This is a genomic window from Thermincola sp. GK-1 (genome assembly GCF_059412445.1).
Genome location: NZ_JBSQAT010000001.1, coordinates 68,844 through 87,079, shown reverse-complemented (window position 1 = coordinate 87,079; position 18,236 = coordinate 68,844). Strand labels below are relative to the sequence as shown.

The following is an 18,236-nucleotide window of genomic DNA, read 5'->3' as shown; positions in this document are numbered from 1 at the left end:
GTTCCTCTGTATCCTCGGCGTCTGCTGTAGTAATTTTCTAAAACTACAAAGTATACCTGGAAAACAAAAGATTTCAAATAGTAAATTCTCTGTGGTAAACTGTTTCCAACAGTTGTTTAAACGTTTCGGTGATAATCACGACCGGAAATTTTGAAACCGCCCTTTGATAACATTTGGGTACCAGATACCCCGTTGCAGTGGTTTTAGTATTAAAGCCTCCGATAGGAGGCCGATTCAACTTTATAGGCATTGTTTCACGTGAAACAAACCATTTATTGTTACTTTATTCAATAACACACTTTTTATCACTACTTTCAACTGTAATTGTGCCCTAAAATAAGGTCTACAATCCTCTGCAAGTCATCATCACTGTAATATTCAATTTCAATCATTCCTCTTTTACTTCCATGTTTAATACGTACTTTTGTGCCAAGCTTGCCCTGCATCTGTTCCTCTATATCTTTAACTATCAAAGACTCTGACTCCCGTCTTTTTCTTGGAATTTTTTTCTTACCTTCGGAAGTTATTTTTTTTACAAGTTGTTCAATTTGTCTGACTGATAAATTTTTTTCCACTATCTTTTTGGCTAAATTAGCCTGGTCTATTGCCCGTTCAATAACCAACAAAGCCCTGGCATGACCGGCTGAAAGTTGGCCCGTCTGTACCATTTGCTGTGCTTCCGGTGGAAGATTCAACAATCTGACACTGTTGGCAATAAAGGAACGGCTTTTACCAACACGCTTAGATAATTCCTCCTGTGTAAGCCCAAACTCCTCCATCAACTGCTTATAGGCTAACGCTTCCTCAATAGGATTTAAATCCTCTCTCTGTATATTCTCGATCAAAGCAAGTTCTGTAATCTCCCGATCTGACACTTCCTTGATTACGGCCGGAATTTTATCTAATCCAGCCAGTCTGGCAGCGCGCCACCTTCTTTCACCGGCTATTAACTCATATTTCTTATTAGTTAATCTTCTTACTATTACAGGCTGGATAATCCCATACTGTCTAATAGAAGCAGCTAACTCTTCAAGCTTCTCCTGATCAAACTCCTGCCTCGGCTGTTTGGCATTTCTCACAATGTCGGAAATATTCAGTTCTACTATACCCACTCTATCTTCAAAATCATTATTACTGCGAATCAGGGCATTGAGACCCTTGCCTAAGCCCTTTTTATTCACGTTCAATCACTTCCTTTGCCAGCTCTTGATAAACTTCCGCACCCCTTGACCTGGGGTCATACAATACTATCGGTTTCCCGTGACTGGGCGCTTCACTTAATCTGACATTTCTTGGCACGATTGCCCGATAAACTTTATCCTTAAAATATTCCTTTACTTCATCAACCACCTGAATTGATAAGTTTGTTCTAGCATCAAACATAGTCAGCAAAACACCTTCAATTTCCAGGTTGGCGTTCAAATGTTTGCGCACCAGTTCGATGGTATTCATTAGCTGGCCTAAGCCCTCCAGGGCATAATATTCACATTGTATAGGTATTATCAAGGAGTCTGCAGCCGTCAGGGCATTAAGGGTTAATAATCCCAAAGAAGGAGGACAGTCGATCAAAACATAATCATACCTGTCACGTATAGGTGCGAGGGCTTTCTTTAACTTTGACTCTCTCGATATAGCGGAAACCAACTCTATTTCAGCTCCAGCCAATTGGATCGTGGCCGGAACCACTTCAAGGTTTTCTATTTCAGTTTTTGCAATGACACTTTCAATAGGTACACCATTAATAATCACATCATAAATGCAATGTAGAGTCTCATCCTTTTCAATTCCCAATCCACTGCTGGCATTACCTTGCGGGTCAATATCGAGCAAAAGCACCTTTTTATCATTTAAAGCCAAGCACGCAGCCAAATTAACGGCCGTAGTAGTTTTCGCCACGCCACCTTTTTGGTTGGCCACGGCAATAACCTTTCCCATTGAAACCACACCTTTTTTTTGTTGTTTTTCATTTATTCCACAGAAAGATGTTAGTTCCTTCTCTAATTTTATATTTCAGCGGCAATTTCACAGTTTGAATTAAAGGTTCTATTTTACCTCTTTATGCCAATTACCACCAGACGCTTTTTTTTGCCCTGGAGAAGGGTAAAAAATGCATAGCATAGAAATCCTTTGGCTTCACATTTTCGCCCTGTATACGGCAAAATAGGATGAGAACATTTGTTCGCACACAAATAGAAAATGAATACCACTTGGAAGATTATTTTCATCTTCGCAAGTGGTATTGGAATTTGTTAAGCCATTATTTGACAATAATTTTTTAAACTCCTAAAGGCTTCTTTTCCGGAAGACCCGGTTTTCTCGGATATTTTGGAGGAGTATGTTTTGTTTTTCTGTAAATGATCAAAGAACGCCGGTCTTCTATGAAAGGTAAGTAGGTTTCTTTTGCTTCCTCAAGTTCTGCCCCAAGTTCGAAAACGGCATTGGCAGCCAATTTCACTTCTTCGTCTGTTTCCGGCCCTTTAAAAGCCACAAATTGTCCGCCTACTTTGACAAAAGGAAGGTTATATTCAACTAAAACAGGCATTTTAGCAACAGCCCTGGCCACAGCCAAATCAAAGGATTCTCTGAATTCCGGGTAATGTCCCAGTTCCTCAGCCCTACCATGGTAGACTTCAATGTTTTTGAGTTGTAACTTATCAATAACTTCCCGTAAAAAAGCTACTCTCTTTTGCAAAGAGTCAACCAATACTACATTTAAGTCAGGTCTGGCAATCTTTAACGGAATGCCCGGAAAACCAGCCCCCGTTCCTATATCAACCACTCGGCATTGAACTTTTACTTCAATTTCCCCAAGTATAATCAAACTATCCAGAAAATGCTTGATGGCTATTTCGTTAACATCAGTAATAGAGGTTAAATTAATTTTTTGGTTCCATTCCAGTAATAAATCCTTATAAGTTTCGAACAGTAGTACTGCTTTTTTGTCCAAGTTCAAATTAAGTTCTTGTCCGCCTTGCTTTATCAATTCTGCAAAAGTTAAGTTTTTACTCATTTACACGGTCCTCCGGAAAACCCCGTTTTCTCCTTTGCTGTTCAATATAAACCATTAGTACAGAAATATCAGCCGGTGAAACACCGGAAATCCTGCCGGCCTGTCCAATTGATGCGGGTCTGATACTTGATAATTTCTGCTTGGCCTCTGTAGATAATCCCTGTATTTTTTCATATTCTACCCATTCGGGAATGGTCTTTGCTTCCATTTTTACAAACCGTTCAACCTGGGCCATTTGTTTTTTTATGTAGCCCTCATATTTAACCTGAATTTCCACTTGTTCTTTTACTTCTTCATCTAAATCTGCTATTCCGGCACCTAACTGTTCCAGTACAGAATAAGTAATCTCCGGCCTTTTTAAAAGTTCAAAGGCACTAATTTTTTGTTTCAGCTCCGTACTTCCCACGGAATTAATAACCCTCTGTGTTTCCTCACTGGGAGATATATTTTCATTGGCCAGTCTGGAAATTTCCTTTTCTATAGCATCTCTCTTTTGCACAAAAATTCGATACCTATTTTCATCGACCAGACCAATTTTATATCCCTTTTCCGTTAAACGCAGGTCGGCATTGTCATGCCTTAGCAACAACCTGTATTCCGCTCTGGAAGTCATAATTCTGTACGGTTCATTAGTTCCTTTGGTAACCAGGTCATCTATAAGGACGCCGATATAGGCCTCTGACCTTTTAAGGATAAAAGGCTCCATTTCTTTTATTTTTAAAGCGGCATTAATACCTGCCACTAACCCCTGGGCAGCAGCCTCCTCGTATCCCGATGTACCGTTAATCTGCCCGGCAGTATACAACCCTTCAATATTTTTTGTCTCTAATGTAAGTTTTAATTGAGTTGGTACCACATAGTCATATTCAATAGCGTAACCCGGTCGCATCATTTCAACCTTCTCAAGGCCTATAATCGTTCTCAGCATTTGTATTTGTATATCTTCGGGCAAACTGGTGGAAAAACCCTGCACATACATTTCTTCCGTATCTTTACCTTCCGGTTCTAAAAAGATTTGATGGCAGGGCTTGTCGGCAAAACGTACCACTTTATCTTCAATAGAGGGACAATATCTTGGACCGGTACCCTCGATTTTTCCCGTATAAAGAGGAGACCTGTGCAAATTTGCCAAAATAATTTTATGAGTATCTTCTGTTGTATAAGTAAGCCAGCAGGGTATCTGTTCCCGTTTCATTTTTGGCATAATGAAAGAAAAGGTATGGGGATAATCATCACCGGGCTGGATAATCATTTTGGAAAAGTCGACGGATTTCCTATGTACTCTGGCAGGAGTACCCGTTTTAAAACGTCCCAGCTCCAATCCTAATTCCTTTAAACTCTCGGAAAGTTTCTGAGCCGGAAACTGCCCGCTGGGACCTCCACTGTAATTAACGTCGCCTATAATTATGCGGGCTCTTAAAAATGTACCGGAAGTGATAATAACGGCCCTTGCTTGAAAAATTGCTCCCGTATTGGTGACAACACCGGTAACTCGGTTTCCTTGCAAAATAATTTTCTCAACCAGGGCTTGTTTGACGTCTAAATTAGGTTCTAACTCCAGGGTTTTTTTCATTTCCATCTGATATAGTTTTTTATCTGCCTGAGCTCTCAGAGCATGAACTGCCGGCCCCTTACCGGTATTTAGCATGCGCATTTGAATATGGGTCTTGTCCGTATTTATACCCATTTGGCCGCCTAAAGCATCAATTTCCCGTACCAGATGCCCCTTGGCCGGACCTCCTACTGCCGGGTTACAGGGCATAAAAGCAACATTATCCATATTTAAGGTTACCGCCAGTGTTTTGCATCCTAACCTGGCCGCTGCCAAAGCAGCTTCACAGCCGGCATGACCTGTCCCTATAACAATTACATCATATGTCCCCGCAAGGTATTCCATGACCTTCCTCCTAATTATTTTCCTATACAAAACTGGCTGAAAATTTGATCCAGTAAATCTTCGCCCACTGTTTCACCCGTGATTTTGCCCAATTCTTCCCATGCAGAATTCAGATCTATAGTCACACAGTCCATTGGCATATTGTTTTCCAAAGTTTCGAGAACTCCGGTCAAGTATTCAGAAGCTGCTGTTAATGCCCTTTCGTGTCTGACATTACTGACCAATATTTCATCAACGGAATGAAATTCATTATTATAAACAATATCCACAATCTTTTCTTCAAGTTCATCCAACCCCTGCCCGTTAAGCAACGACATTGCAACTACAGGTACATCAAGACCTAACTCTTTCTGTAAATCTCTATTTAAACCACCCGTCAGGTCGGTTTTATTTGCAATGATAATCCCGCTTAAACCCTTCAGAAGCGCTGCTATTTCCATATCTTCACTGCTAATTTCGGATGCAATATCTACAACAAACAGAAAAAAATCAGCCTGTTCCAGAGCTTCCTTGGAACGTTGTACACCAATCTTTTCAACCACATCTTCCGTTTCCCTGATTCCAGCCGTATCCAGTATTTTTAAAGGAATGCCCCGGACGCTGACAAATTCCTCAATCACGTCGCGGGTAGTACCTGGAATATCAGTCACGATAGCCCTTTTTTCCTTGACCAGAGCATTTAACAAAGAAGATTTTCCTACATTTGGTTTTCCGATTATAACTGTTTTCAAACCTTCCCGCAATATTTTGCCAGAATCAGCAGATTCAAGTATCTTATCAATTCTGCTTTTTAATTCTACCGTAGCAAACTTAATTTGTTCCTTGCTTAAGTCCTCAATATCGTGCTCAGGAAAATCAATTCCTGCTTCAATATGGGCTCTCAATTCCAGCAATTTAGCTCTAATGTCCTTGATTTGAGCTGAAAGTTTTCCTTCAAGTTGTCCAACGGCTACGCGCAAGCTGGCTGCAGTTTTTGCATTAATAAGGTCCATTATGGACTCTGCTTGGGCCAGATCTATCCTGCCGTTTAAAAAAGCTCTTTTAGCAAACTCTCCGGGCTCAGCCAATCTGGCGCCGGCTTTCAGCACAGCCTCCAACGTTTTCCGAACAGCCACAGTTCCTCCATGGCAATTAATTTCCACCACATTTTCGGTCGTAAAACTTTTCGGAGCCAACATTACCGTTACTAAAACTTCATCTATAACTTCACCTTTTTCATCAACAATATGGCCGTACACTATATTATGACTGGGTACTTGATGTAAATTCTTTTTATTTTTAGAACGAAAAATTCTATCCACTATTTCAATTGCATCTTCCCCACTCACTCTGATTATGCCAATTCCGGCAGCACCTATAGGGGTACCTATGGCTGCAATGGTATCATCCATATTAAAAGCCTCCAAATTTAATAAACGTAAAAAATCCATTAATTTTAGAAAAACCCAGTAATATTATTACTGGGTTGAAAGAAATTTATTTTTTTGGTGCGATTATAACTTTACGGAATGGTTCGTCACCTTCACTATAGGTAAAAACTTCTTTGTGGTCCTGGAGAGCCGTATGTATTATCCTCCGTTCATGCGGACTCATTGGTTCCAAAACTACATCTTTGCCTTTTCTCTTTACCTTTTCAGCTAACCGAAAAGCCAGCTTACCCAGGGTTTCTTCTCTTCTTTTTCTGTAACCTTCTACATCCAAAATAAATCTAACTCTTTCTTTGCTGTTTTTGTTAGCCACTAAGTTTACCAAATACTGCAACGCATCCAGAGTATCACCCCTGCGACCGATTAATACGCCCAAATCCGGTCCCTTAAAATTAATAACAATATAATCTTCTTTCTTTGAAGCTTCTATTTCTATTTTTTCTATATTCATTCTTTCGAATATCCCGGCTAAAAAAGCTTTAGCTTTTTCAACAGGATTATCTTTGACAATTACCAATACTCTGGCTGCCTTACCGCCTAAAATACCAAATAGGCCTTTGGTCGGTTCTTCGAGAACCTGCACCTCTACTTGATCTCTGGTGACTTGCAGTTCCGCCAAAGCGGCCTCTACAGCCTCTTCAACCGTTTTTCCGCTTTTTTCTACCTGCTTCATTAGGCCCCGTTTCCTCCTTTACCGGAATGTCAAGTGGCATCTTATTAATAAAGTACTGTTGAATGGCGCCGACCAGGTTTGTCACCACCCAATATAAAGCAAGTCCGGCCGGAAAAGACATGCTCAGCCAGCCAATAAACAGCGGCATAACAATTAACATTGTCTTTTGTGTTTGATCTTGCAGATTGGTAGTCATTCGCTGCAGCAAATATGTAGTCAGTACCGCCAGAATAGGTAATACTATTTTATCATGCTGGCTTAAATTGCTGATCCATAAAAACTTGGCATGAGCTTCATTTGTATATGGGAATTTCATTAATGCCCGATACAAGGCTATAATTATAGGCATTTGTAACAATAAAGGCAAACATCCTGATAAAGGATTGGCTCCATATTGTTTATATAATTCCATTATGGCCTGCTGAGCCTGTTTGGGATCCTTGTATTTTTCCTGAATTTCTTTTACCTTTGGCTGAAGCTGCTGCGTCATTTTCAACGACTTCATTTGTTTGATTGTTAAAGGCAGCAGCAGCATTTTTATCAATACAGTAATCAAAATTATAGCCAAACCATAATTTGGGATGCCCATACTTACTGTCAGTTTATAAAAGAACTCTAACAGCGCAGTCATCCCTGCCGTTAACTGTGCCAAAACCTTTCCCTCCTTTAACCCCAATAATCATATTTTTTTAAACAGGGTCATATCCACCGGGGTGGAAAGGATGGCATTTAAGAATCCGTTTCAATGCCTTAAACCCACCACGCATAACCCCATACCTTTCCAAAGCCAGTATAGTATACTCTGAACAAGTTGGATAAAACCGACAGGTTGCCGGCTTTAACGGCGAGATAAACGTCCGGTATATTTTAACAAACATAATTAATATGTACTTCATTTGTTGCCAACTTCCTCTTTACTCAAACCACTTTTTTTTATTAAATTAATAAATGCCTTCTCCAAACTGGTATAGCATAGTTTTTCAACAAAACGCGGGCGCACAATAATGATAATGTCCCAACCTTCGCTAATTTTATGCCAGGATAACCTGGTTATTTCAGTCAATAAGCGTCTAATTCTGTTTCGAACCACAGCTTTACCGACCTTTTTACTGATAGAAAAGCCAACTCTTGAATTAGGCTGGCCATTTTTCAGGTAATACAATACCAGATACCTGTTGGAAACAGATTTCCCACTAACGTAAACCTTTCTAAATTCTGAACTTTTCTTTATTTTATCAAGGGCCAATACTTGAAACCCCCGTTTTTTTGGTTATTTATGGTTAAACTAGCCATATTCTAACCCATATTTTTTAATTTTATCCACAACTAAAAACTTACTAAAAGAATGAAAAGGCCACTTTTGCGGCCTTATGCTGAAAGCTTCTTCCTTCCTTTTAATCGACGTCTCTTTAACACGTTCCGCCCGGATTTTGTGCTCATTCTCTTCAAAAATCCATGAACTCTTTTATGCTTTCTATTTTTAGGTTGGTAGGTTCTTTTCAAGTCTAAACACCCCCTTTTTATCTAGAGCGCGAGACATACATATAAAATTATATAGTAATTAAATGGCAACGTCAAGCAAAATACTTACACCTCATAACACCTTAGAAATTATCCCCATGTTAATAACTTTTTTCTTAAATTTATACACATGTGGATAACAGGTAAATTTCAAGTTGATTAACCCGGTTAAATTTGTTATTATAAAAATACCTTAAATGAGTTTAAAATCCTACTTTTTCTACTGGTAGAAGGGTTATACACTCTTTGGGATAAATATTGTGAACTTAATGTTATTATTGTGCATAACCATTTTTGAAATGGTTTTTCTTATGACAAATATAGATATTGTAAATTATTTCTATTTTTTTTCGCTAAATTTATAGTTTTTGGGCATGTGTATAACCTGTGGATAAGTTTGATATTTCTTTTTTTTATGGCTTTTATCAATACTTATATTTACCTATATTTTTTGTTTTTTATTTTTTTCAGAACACTTGGAGTTATTGTCGCTCTAAGATTTAGATTACTTTTTTAATATTATAAATTTTATAAACGATGGTTTTTTATAAATAATATGGAGGTTGTGGATAACTTTTAGCGAATAATACTTATTGCAGCAAATTCTGGGGAGGTTTACTATATGATAAAATCAGAATTTCACGAAATATGGCAAAAAACTTTGAATGCAATAGCAAAACAAGTAAGTAAACCCTCTTTTGAAACTTGGTTAAAATATATTAAACCTGTAAATTTTGTCAATGAAACGATGATTATAGAGGTACCAAATGATTTCGCCAAGGATTGGCTGGAAAGCAGGTATACTGATCTGATAAAATCCATTCTCTCCGATATTCTGAACAAAGAGGTCGGTGTTACTTTTTCATTGCCCAATGAAATAATTGATGTATCTGATTATTTGCCGGAATACAACATTGATATAAAAAAGAATTACAATGAAGATTTGTCCATATCTACCCATCTCAACCCCAAATATACATTTGATACCTTTGTGGTAGGCAACAGCAACCGATTTGCCCATGCAGCCGCTTTGGCAGTTGCTGAAGCCCCGGCTAAAGCTTATAACCCACTTTTCATTTACGGTGGCGTCGGTTTGGGTAAAACACATTTAATGCAGGCCATTGGACACTATATACTTGAACAGGAATACAGCCTCAGAGTAGTTTATGTTTCTTCCGAAAAATTTACCAACGAATTAATCAATTCTATCAGGGACGACAAAACCGTAGATTTTCGCAACAAATACAGGAACATGGACATACTTCTTATAGATGACATACAGTTCCTGGCCGGAAAAGAACGTACCCAGGAAGAATTTTTCCATACCTTTAATGCGTTATATGAAGCAAACAAACAGATTATTATCTCCAGTGACCGCCCACCTAAAGAAATACCTACTCTTGAAGATAGGTTGCGCTCGCGCTTTGAATGGGGGCTAATTACAGATATACAGCCTCCCGACCTGGAGACAAGAATCGCAATTTTAAGAAAAAAGGCTCAACTGGAGAACCTGATGGTACCTAATGATGTTATGCTGTACATTGCCAACCGCATTCAGTCAAATATCAGAGAACTGGAAGGGGCCCTGATTCGAGTAATGGCCTATTCGTCTTTAACCAATAGCGAAATTACAACTGATTTGGCTGCCGAAGCATTAAAAGATATAATTCCTATGCAGGCGCCGAAACAAATTAACATAGAAATCATTCAAAAAATTGTGGCTGACTACTTTAGCATGCGTGTGGAAGATTTTAAGGCAAAAAAGAGAACAAGAGCTGTAGCTTTTCCCAGACAAATCGCCATGTATTTATGCCGAGAACTTACAGACAACTCTCTGCCAAAAATAGGCGAAGAATTCGGAGGAAGAGACCATACCACTGTTATTCATGCCCACGAAAAAATTTCCAACGACTTAAATAATGATATTAAACTTCAGTCTATTATCAAAGAGTTACAGCACAGGATATTAAACGGATAGTGATTTGTGAACAACTTTCAAAAGTTATCAACAATTTTTTAACACTTGCCTATCCTTTGTGTTTTAATAATTAAATCGGATATCCACATTTTCACAGGCACTGTTACTATAGCTACTCTTTTTATTTAACTTATAATATATATGCTTACTTGAGCATCAATTAACAAATACTTGTGGACAGGAGGACACAAATGAAATTTACTTCGAACAAGAATAACATGGTTTACGGAGTGCAGGTGGCACAAAGAGCCGTCTCATCGAAGAATCCGCTTCCTATTTTGTCTGGAATACTGATGAAACTGAAAAACAATAACCTTTGCCTGACCGCCACTGATTTGGAGTTAGGTATTGAATGCACTGTTCCGGTAAATGGATCCAGTGAAGGTTCTGTTGTGTTGCCGGCCAAGTACCTGAGCGAAATTGTCCGTAAGCTACCCGATGTTTTGATTGAATTCAGTGTTGAAAAAGAAAACAATGTGGCCACTCTGAAATACGCACAATCAAAAACAACCATTCATGGTTATCCCGCTGACGAATTTCCTTTATTGCCGTCCCTGGATGGAGAAACTACATATGTTATCAAGCAGGAACTTTTCAAAAACATGATTAAACAGGTAACTTTTGCTACAGCCGCTGATGAAAACAGGCCTATTTTTACAGGCGTGCTCTTCGAGGTAGAAGGCGATGAACTGCGTTTGGTGGCTACTGACACACACCGTCTGGCTTTACGCATTGGAGCTATTGGAAGTCATGGTTACAGCGGTGAAAAAACCAGTGCCTTAATACCCGCCAAGGCCTTAAATGAAATTGTGAGAATTATGCCACCCGAAAATGAAGAAGTAAAAATTATTTTTAGTAACAACCAGGTCGTTATGGAACTGGATAACATTCGGTTAATTTCCCGTTTAATAGAAGGGCAGTTTCCTAATTACAAACAGGTAATACCCCAGGGATGCAAATCTAAAATTCGGTTAAACACCAGGGAATTTCTCGATGCCGTTGAAAGGGCTTCTTTGTTGGCCAAAGACGGTTCCAACGTAATTAGGTTGGCGGTGCAAAACCATACTTTAATAATTAATTCCAATAGCCCTGATATTGGTACGATTCATGAAGAACTTCCTATTGTCTTGGAAGGAGAGGAAACGCAAATAGCGTTTAATTCCAAGTATTTGATAGATGTATTAAGGGTAATTGATGCTGAAGAAGTATTTTTGGAGCTAACAGGTTCTCTTAGCCCCGGTATTGTAAAACCTGTAGAAGGAGATAATTATTTATATCTGATTTTACCTGTGCGAACAGTTTAACATGAGGGGTAAGTACATTGCAGGTCAAAAATATCTTTATTGAAACAGAGACAATAAAACTGGACCAGTTTTTAAAATGGGCTACCATTGTGTCAACTGGCGGGGAAGCAAAAAACATGATAGCCGGTGGCTCAATCAAAGTAAACGGGGAAATTGAATTGCGCAGAGGGCGACAGTTGCGCCATGAAGATATTGTTGAAGTTACCGGTTTTGGCACTTTTAAGGTGGTTACCTTGCGGTAGCAGAGGAGTTGTTCACCTTTGTTAATAGATAAAATAGCCCTGCTGAATTTTCGTAACTACCAGACGCTTACTTTAAGTTTTCATGATAAACTGAACCTGTTTGTGGGAGATAATGCCCAGGGAAAAACTAATATTCTGGAAGCAATCTATTATTCCGGGACCGGACGCTCACACAGAACCAATAAAGATGCAGATTTGATCAAATGGAACGAAAACTACTTTATCCTAAAAATTAGCGGCGAAAATCTACATGGTAGGTTTGTTTTGGAAATTGGTTTAAACAGAGAAGGAAAAAAGAAAATTAAATTAAACGGTGTGCAAAAAAAAAGAACAGGAGATATATTGGGAACAGTAAAAGTGATACTGTTTTCTCCTGAAGATTTAACGTTAGTGAAAGGAAGTCCGGTTGTAAGGCGTAAATTTATTGACACAGAAATTTCGCAAATAAGTCCGGGTTATTATTATAATTTATTAAAATACCAAAGAATTCTGGTCCAACGAAATGCTTTGCTGAAGGATATTAAGATGAACAAGAATTTGGCCGATAACTTACCTGTATGGGATCGGCAACTGGCCTTATTTGGGGCCAAATTGATTTATAAAAAACTAGATGTGTTAAAAAAACTCACTCCTTTAACACGCTTAATGCATAGGAAAATTACAAACGGTAAAGAAGAGCTGGAAACCAGGTATATTTCCAACGTTGTAGATAAAGATAACTTGAGTTTAGAGGAAATAGAAAAATTATTTTTGGAAAAAATAGCAGCAAACAGGGATGAAGAATTGGACAGAGGTATTACCATTATTGGTCCCCACAGGGACGATCTGGTTTTCTATATTAACGGTAAGGAAGTTAAACATTACGGCTCTCAGGGTCAACAAAGGAGCTGTTCTCTCAGTATAAAACTGGCGGAACTGGAACTGGTGAAAGGAGAAACAGGGGAATATCCTCTTTTGTTGCTGGATGATGTAATGTCTGAATTGGATGAAGACAGAAGACAATATTTATTGGAGTCTGTACAAAGTAAAATTCAAACTTTTATTACAACAACTGATGCAAGTTTGTTGGCAGAGAATCTGAAAAAAAATGCATCTTTGTTTACAATAAGAGAAGGGATAATACAGTTTTAGGAGGTGCGTAATGTTTCTTCATCTGGGAGGAGATGTAATAATTCCTAAGGAACAAGTAATTGCAATTATTGACATGCAATCTGCAAAAAAAGCAGAGAATAATAAAGAATTTATTGATCAGGCAGAAAATGAAGAATTAATTTTTGAAATAACGAAAAAATCAAAGGCAAAATCTTTTATTGTAACTTCAAACCATGTTTTCTTTTCTCCTATATCTTCACTGACCTTAAAAAAGAGGTCCGAAGAAAATTTAGGTATCGAATAATGCAGCATAGAATAATACAAGCCGTGGTTAACCACGGTTTCACTTTTTGAATATCTAGGAAATTGTGCTTTGAGGTAAAATTGTGAATAACCTCAAAGCATGGTTTCCGGACATCAACCAAAGTATCTATCAACTTGAGAAAATATCTATCAACTTGAGAAAACATCCGTATTGTGGTATAATTTGGATTTGGATGAATTACAGGAACGGAGGACAGGCATGGAACAAAATACTAATCACAATTATGGGGCCAGCCAGATTCAGGTTCTTGAAGGTTTGGAAGCTGTGAGGCGCAGACCCGGCATGTATATAGGCAGTACCAGCACCAGGGGTTTGCACCACTTAGTCTATGAAGTAGTGGATAACAGTATTGATGAAGCCTTAGCCGGATTTTGTGACAAAATTGAGGTTATAATTCATCATGATAACAGCATTACAGTTATTGATAACGGGCGCGGTATTCCTGTCGATATTCACCCCAAAATAGGTAAACCGGCTGTTGAGGTAGTTTTAACCATTCTGCATGCCGGAGGAAAATTTGGCGGAGACGGATATAAGGTTTCCGGCGGCTTACATGGTGTCGGTGTTTCAGTTGTTAATGCCTTGTCCGAATGGCTGGAAGTCGAAGTAAAAAGAGATAACCATATATATCACCAGAGATACGAAAGAGGTTTACCCGTTACTGAATTAAAAATAATAGGAGACAGTAACTCTACAGGTACAAAAATTACTTTCAAGCCCGACCATGAAATATTTGAGGACCTTGTTTTCAATTTTGAAACATTATCGCAACGTTTGAAGGAATTATCTTTTTTAAATAAAGGTTTAACAATTATACTGAAAGATGAAAGAGACGGCAATGAAAAAACCTTCCAGCATGAGGGAGGTATCATCGATTTTGTTAAACATTTAAATAAAAACAAGGATGTGCTGCATCCGGAACCAATCTATTTTGAAGGCGAAAAAGACGACGTAATGGTAGAAATAGCCTTGCAATATAATGATGGATATACAGAGAATATCTTTTCCTTTGTAAACAATATCCATACGCATGAAGGTGGGACTCATGAAGCAGGGTTTAAAACTGCGTTGACAAGGGTTGTCAATGATTATGCCCGTAAATACAACCTCTTGAAGGAGAATGAAAATAATCTCACCGGCGAAGATATCCGTGAAGGTTTAACGGCTATAATAAGTGTTAAAGTCCGGGAGCCTCAGTTTGAGGGGCAGACAAAAACTAAATTGGGGAATAGCGAGGTTCGTGGTATAGTTGATGCTGTAGTTGTCGAAGGTGTCGGTACTTTTTTGGAGGAGAATCCGCCCTTTGCCAAAAGAATAACTGAAAAAGCTATAAATGCAGCGCGGGCAAGGGAAGCGGCAAGAAAAGCCCGTGAATTGACCAGGCGCAAAAATGCTCTGGAAAGCACATCATTGCCTGGTAAACTGGCCGATTGTTCTTTGAAGGACCCTGCTGTATGTGAACTGTACCTGGTTGAGGGTGATTCTGCAGGAGGTTCTGCAAAACAAGGCCGGGATAGGAGATTTCAGGCTATATTGCCCCTCCGTGGAAAAATACTCAATGTTGAAAAGGCGCGGCTCGACAAGGTACTGGCCAATGAGGAGATTCGGGCAATGATAACGGCTATGGGTACAGGAATTTCAGATGATTTTGATATATCCAAGGCCCGTTATCATAAACTGATAATTATGACCGATGCCGATGTAGACGGCGCCCATATCAGGACTTTATTGTTAACTTTCTTTTACAGATATATGCGGCCACTCATTGAAGCAGGTTATGTTTATATAGCCCAGCCGCCTTTATATAAAGTTAAGAAGAACAAAATTGACAATTATGTTTATTCAGACCATGAATTGGAGAAGCTGCTTAATCAGATCGGGCGTGAAGGTGTTTCCCTGCAAAGGTACAAAGGCCTGGGTGAAATGAATCCGGAGCAGTTGTGGGAAACTACCATGAATCCTGAAACAAGAACCATTTTGCGGGTAAATTTAGAGGATGCCATGATAGCGGACGAAATATTTACTATCTTAATGGGTGATAAAGTTGAACCGCGCAGGGAATTTATCCAAACCCATGCCAAAGAGGTTAGAAACCTTGATATATAACAAATACCCCTGATATTTTCAGGGGTGATTTTTTTAGCCTGCCGGCATCACCGAAATGACCTGGATTGCATATTTAGCATGTTTTTGGTATAATACCTTTATAAGGAAAAAAGGGCGCGGCAGGTTTGAACATGCGAATCAGCGCATGTTTTAATTATTATGTAGAGGGATTAAGAGGTGAAGAATTTGACTGAATTTGAGCATGGCAAAATATTGCCCATCAATATCAACGATGAAATGAAAAACTCGTATCTTGATTATGCCATGAGCGTTATAGTCGGCCGGGCTCTGCCTGATGTCAGGGATGGTCTGAAGCCTGTACACAGGCGTATTTTGTATGCCATGAGCGAATTGGGCATGACTCCCGACAAACCGCATAAAAAATCGGCGCGTTTGGTCGGTGAAGTTCTTGGTAAATACCATCCGCACGGCGATACCGCAGTGTACGATGCCATGGTGCGTATGGCGCAGGATTTTGCCTGCCGTTATCCATTGGTAGACGGGCACGGAAACTTTGGTTCTATCGATGGCGATTCTGCAGCGGCCATGCGTTATACCGAGGCCAGAATGGCTAAAATAACCCAGGAGATGCTGGCAGATATTGATAAGGATACGGTAGACTTTGTTCCTAACTTTGACGACACCTTAAAAGAACCTGTTGTTTTGCCGGCAAGAATTCCTAATTTGCTCATCAACGGTTCTTCGGGTATCGCAGTGGGTATGGCTACCAACATTCCACCCCATAACCTGGGAGAAATTATAGATGGGGTAATTATGTTGATAGATAATCCTGATGCTACGCCACAGGAACTGATGATGGCGGTAAAAGGTCCCGATTTTCCAACCGGCGGTATTATTATGGGTCGGGAAGGTATCAAAAGCGCCTACAAAACCGGTCGTGGCGCCATAAGGATCAGGGCAAAAACCACTATAGAGACTATGTCCAACGGCAAGTCCAGGATACTGGTCCACGAGTTACCTTACCAGGTAAACAAGGCCAGATTGATAGAAAAAATTGCCGAATTGGTCAGAGATAAAAAAATTGACGGAATTACCGATCTACGTGATGAATCTGACAGAATGGGTATGCAGATTGTTATTGAGTTGCGCAAGGATGCCAACCCGCAGGTTGTTTTAAACCAGTTATTCAAACATACCCAACTGCAGGAGACCTTTGGTGTTATAATGCTGGCTTTGGTGGACGGCCAGCCAAAGGTATTAAATTTGCGCGATGCCCTGTTCTATTACCTGGAACATCAAAAGGATGTTATTACCAGGAGGACCCGCTTTGAATTAGACAAGGCAGAAGCCAGGGCGCATATTTTAGAAGGCCTAAAGATTGCTTTGGATCATCTCGATGAAGTTATTAAAACAATTCGTGAATCCAGAACAGTTGAAATAGCACGCAATGCTTTGATGGATAAGTTTGGTCTGTCAGAAAAACAAGCGCAGGCTATACTTGATATGAGGTTGCAGAAACTGACCGGTTTGGAAAGAGAGAAGCTGGAAGAAGAGTATAAAAATCTTCTGGAACGAATAGCATATTTAAAAGCTGTTCTGGCTAATGAACACATGGTCTTGGGGATAATAAAAGAAGAACTGCTGGTAATTAAGGAAAAATATAACGACCCCAGAAGAACGGAAATTTCCATGAAGGATGTAGATATTGACACTGAAGACCTGATTGCGGAAGAAGATATGGTTATCACCATAACTCATCTGGGTTACATTAAAAGAATTGCCCTGGACACTTACCGTAACCAGAAAAGGGGCGGTCGAGGAGTTACAGCCATGGGCACCAAGGAAGAAGATTTTGTAGAACATCTGTTTATTACGACTACACACCATTACCTCCTGTTCTTTACCAATAAGGGTAAGGTCTATAAACTGAAGGTACATAATATTCCGGAGGCTGGCCGGCAAGCTAAAGGCACAGCCATAGTAAACCTGTTGTACATTTCCGGTGATGAGAAAATTACAGCGGTGATTCCTGTCAGGTCCTTTGACACGGAAGAGTATTTGTTGACAATTACCCGGAAAGGAATTATTAAAAAGACACCCCTTGTGGAATACGGAAGCACCAGAAAAGACGGTATTATTGCCCTTTCCCTGGATGAAAACGATGAACTTATTGATGTGAAACTTACTAATGGAAAAAACGAAGTCATTATAGGCACCAAAGAAGGCAAGGCCATCAGGTTTGCCGAAGAAGAAGTCAGAAGTATGGGCAGGGCAGCCAGGGGGGTAAGGGGCATTTCCCTTTCCGAAAAGGATGAGGTAATCGGCATAGATACCATTGAACAAGGTGCCGATGTACTGGTTGTCACAGAAAAAGGTTTTGGCAAGCGTAGCCATGTGGATGATTATCGCCGCCAGGGCAGAGGCGGTAAAGGCATTATGACTATTCGCCCCACCAAGCGAAACGGACACCTGGTCGGCATTAAAGTGGTCAAGCCAGGAGATGAACTTATGTTAATTACTGCGGAAGGAATCATTATCAGGCTTGATGTTGACGGTATTTCCACCATGGGCCGGTCTACTCAGGGTGTACGGTTAATGCGCCTGGATGAAAATGACCATGTTGTTGCAGTGGCTAAGGTAGTTACTAAGGACGAGGATTAAAGTTGATTGTTCGGATTGTTTAATCAAGTAGGCCAAATG

At 39.6% G+C, this 18,236-nt stretch carries 17 protein-coding genes; 7 read left to right on the top strand and 10 right to left on the bottom strand.

Features of this window, described 5'->3' with window-relative positions; genetic code table 11:
• Positions 1-314: 314 nt before the first annotated feature.
• The 10 genes from ACSNJE_RS00460 to rpmH all read right to left on the bottom strand — a co-directional run bounded on the left by ACSNJE_RS00460 (position 315) and on the right by rpmH (position 8,510).
• A complete protein-coding gene (locus ACSNJE_RS00460; protein ID WP_495251702.1) occupies positions 315-1,181 on the bottom strand; it encodes a ParB/RepB/Spo0J family partition protein in 867 nt (288 codons plus the stop codon).
• Positions 1,174-1,935 carry a ParA family protein gene (locus ACSNJE_RS00455; protein WP_495251701.1) on the bottom strand — a complete coding sequence of 254 codons (762 nt, stop codon included), beginning with the start codon at positions 1,933-1,935 and terminating at the stop codon, positions 1,174-1,176. The genes ACSNJE_RS00460 and ACSNJE_RS00455 overlap by 8 nt, the downstream gene beginning before the upstream one ends.
• A gap of 340 nt (positions 1,936-2,275) precedes the next feature.
• Positions 2,276-3,010 carry a 16S rRNA (guanine(527)-N(7))-methyltransferase RsmG gene (gene rsmG, locus ACSNJE_RS00450; protein WP_495251700.1) on the bottom strand — a complete coding sequence of 245 codons (735 nt, stop codon included), beginning with the start codon at positions 3,008-3,010 and terminating at the stop codon, positions 2,276-2,278.
• The gene (gene mnmG, locus ACSNJE_RS00445) at positions 3,003-4,907 is read right to left on the bottom strand and encodes a tRNA uridine-5-carboxymethylaminomethyl(34) synthesis enzyme MnmG (protein ID WP_474773845.1); all 1,905 of its coding nucleotides are present in this window, start codon (positions 4,905-4,907) and stop codon (positions 3,003-3,005) included. Before mnmG ends, rsmG begins: the two co-directional genes overlap by 8 nt.
• Positions 4,908-4,921: 14 nt before the next feature.
• Entirely contained in the window at positions 4,922-6,298 is a 1,377-nt protein-coding gene (gene mnmE, locus ACSNJE_RS00440; RefSeq protein ID WP_495251699.1) for a tRNA uridine-5-carboxymethylaminomethyl(34) synthesis GTPase MnmE, read from the bottom strand.
• A gap of 85 nt (positions 6,299-6,383) precedes the next feature.
• Positions 6,384-7,007, bottom strand: a complete 624-nt coding sequence (jag, locus tag ACSNJE_RS00435) for an RNA-binding cell elongation regulator Jag/EloR (protein WP_495251698.1) — start codon at positions 7,005-7,007, stop codon at positions 6,384-6,386.
• Positions 6,973-7,659 (bottom strand): YidC/Oxa1 family membrane protein insertase, encoded by a 687-nt coding sequence (locus ACSNJE_RS00430; RefSeq protein WP_242843604.1) that lies wholly within the window; start codon positions 7,657-7,659, stop codon positions 6,973-6,975. Before ACSNJE_RS00430 ends, jag begins: the two co-directional genes overlap by 35 nt.
• Before the next feature lie 37 nt (positions 7,660-7,696).
• The gene (gene yidD / locus ACSNJE_RS00425; protein ID WP_052218928.1) at positions 7,697-7,903 is read right to left on the bottom strand and encodes a membrane protein insertion efficiency factor YidD; all 207 of its coding nucleotides are present in this window, start codon (positions 7,901-7,903) and stop codon (positions 7,697-7,699) included.
• Positions 7,900-8,253 (bottom strand): ribonuclease P protein component, encoded by a 354-nt coding sequence (gene rnpA, locus ACSNJE_RS00420; RefSeq protein ID WP_052218927.1) that lies wholly within the window; start codon positions 8,251-8,253, stop codon positions 7,900-7,902. Before rnpA ends, yidD begins: the two co-directional genes overlap by 4 nt.
• Before the next feature lie 122 nt (positions 8,254-8,375).
• Positions 8,376-8,510 carry a 50S ribosomal protein L34 gene (gene rpmH / locus ACSNJE_RS00415; protein WP_013121832.1) on the bottom strand — a complete coding sequence of 45 codons (135 nt, stop codon included), beginning with the start codon at positions 8,508-8,510 and terminating at the stop codon, positions 8,376-8,378.
• 643 nt (positions 8,511-9,153) lie between these two features.
• Between rpmH and dnaA the strand changes: the two genes are divergently transcribed.
• The 7 genes from dnaA (at position 9,154) to gyrA (ending at position 18,197) form a co-directional block, all read left to right on the top strand.
• On the top strand, positions 9,154-10,506 hold the full coding sequence (gene dnaA, locus ACSNJE_RS00410) for a chromosomal replication initiator protein DnaA (RefSeq protein ID WP_427916566.1): 1,353 nt from the start codon (positions 9,154-9,156) through the stop codon (positions 10,504-10,506).
• Between the two features lie 191 nt (positions 10,507-10,697).
• Positions 10,698-11,810 carry a DNA polymerase III subunit beta gene (dnaN, locus tag ACSNJE_RS00405; RefSeq protein ID WP_495251697.1) on the top strand — a complete coding sequence of 371 codons (1,113 nt, stop codon included), beginning with the start codon at positions 10,698-10,700 and terminating at the stop codon, positions 11,808-11,810.
• A gap of 17 nt (positions 11,811-11,827) precedes the next feature.
• A complete protein-coding gene (locus ACSNJE_RS00400) occupies positions 11,828-12,052 on the top strand; it encodes an RNA-binding S4 domain-containing protein (RefSeq protein WP_013118928.1) in 225 nt (74 codons plus the stop codon).
• A gap of 18 nt (positions 12,053-12,070) precedes the next feature.
• The gene (gene recF / locus ACSNJE_RS00395; RefSeq protein WP_052218924.1) at positions 12,071-13,183 is read left to right on the top strand and encodes a DNA replication/repair protein RecF; all 1,113 of its coding nucleotides are present in this window, start codon (positions 12,071-12,073) and stop codon (positions 13,181-13,183) included.
• A 10-nt stretch (positions 13,184-13,193) separates the two neighbouring features.
• Positions 13,194-13,448: an extracellular matrix regulator RemB gene (gene remB, locus ACSNJE_RS00390; RefSeq protein ID WP_474773849.1), complete on the top strand. Its 255-nt coding sequence runs from the start codon at positions 13,194-13,196 to the stop codon at positions 13,446-13,448.
• A 219-nt stretch (positions 13,449-13,667) separates the two neighbouring features.
• Positions 13,668-15,575, top strand: coding sequence for a DNA topoisomerase (ATP-hydrolyzing) subunit B (gene gyrB / locus ACSNJE_RS00385; protein WP_052218923.1), 1,908 nt, complete (start codon positions 13,668-13,670; stop codon positions 15,573-15,575).
• A 177-nt stretch (positions 15,576-15,752) separates the two neighbouring features.
• Positions 15,753-18,197: a DNA gyrase subunit A gene (gene gyrA, locus ACSNJE_RS00380; RefSeq protein ID WP_052218922.1), complete on the top strand. Its 2,445-nt coding sequence runs from the start codon at positions 15,753-15,755 to the stop codon at positions 18,195-18,197.
• The last annotated feature ends 39 nt before the right edge of the window (positions 18,198-18,236 follow it).

Bases quoted from the DNA above. Each gene is read 5' to 3' on its own strand.
- ACSNJE_RS00455 (WP_495251701.1), bottom strand. From the start codon at position 1,935: ATGGGAAAGGTTATTGCCGTGGCCAACCAAAAAGGTGGCGTGGCGAAA.
- rsmG (WP_495251700.1), bottom strand. From the start codon at position 3,010: ATGAGTAAAAACTTAACTTTTGCAGAATTGATAAAGCAAGGCGGACAA.
- mnmG (WP_474773845.1), bottom strand. From the start codon at position 4,907: ATGGAATACCTTGCGGGGACATATGATGTAATTGTTATAGGGACAGGT.
- mnmE (WP_495251699.1), bottom strand. From the start codon at position 6,298: ATGGATGATACCATTGCAGCCATAGGTACCCCTATAGGTGCTGCCGGA.
- jag (WP_495251698.1), bottom strand. From the start codon at position 7,007: ATGAAGCAGGTAGAAAAAAGCGGAAAAACGGTTGAAGAGGCTGTAGAG.
- yidD (WP_052218928.1), bottom strand. From the start codon at position 7,903: ATGAAGTACATATTAATTATGTTTGTTAAAATATACCGGACGTTTATC.
- dnaN (WP_495251697.1), top strand. From the start codon at position 10,698: ATGAAATTTACTTCGAACAAGAATAACATGGTTTACGGAGTGCAGGTG.
- remB (WP_474773849.1), top strand. From the start codon at position 13,194: ATGTTTCTTCATCTGGGAGGAGATGTAATAATTCCTAAGGAACAAGTA.
- gyrB (WP_052218923.1), top strand. From the start codon at position 13,668: ATGGAACAAAATACTAATCACAATTATGGGGCCAGCCAGATTCAGGTT.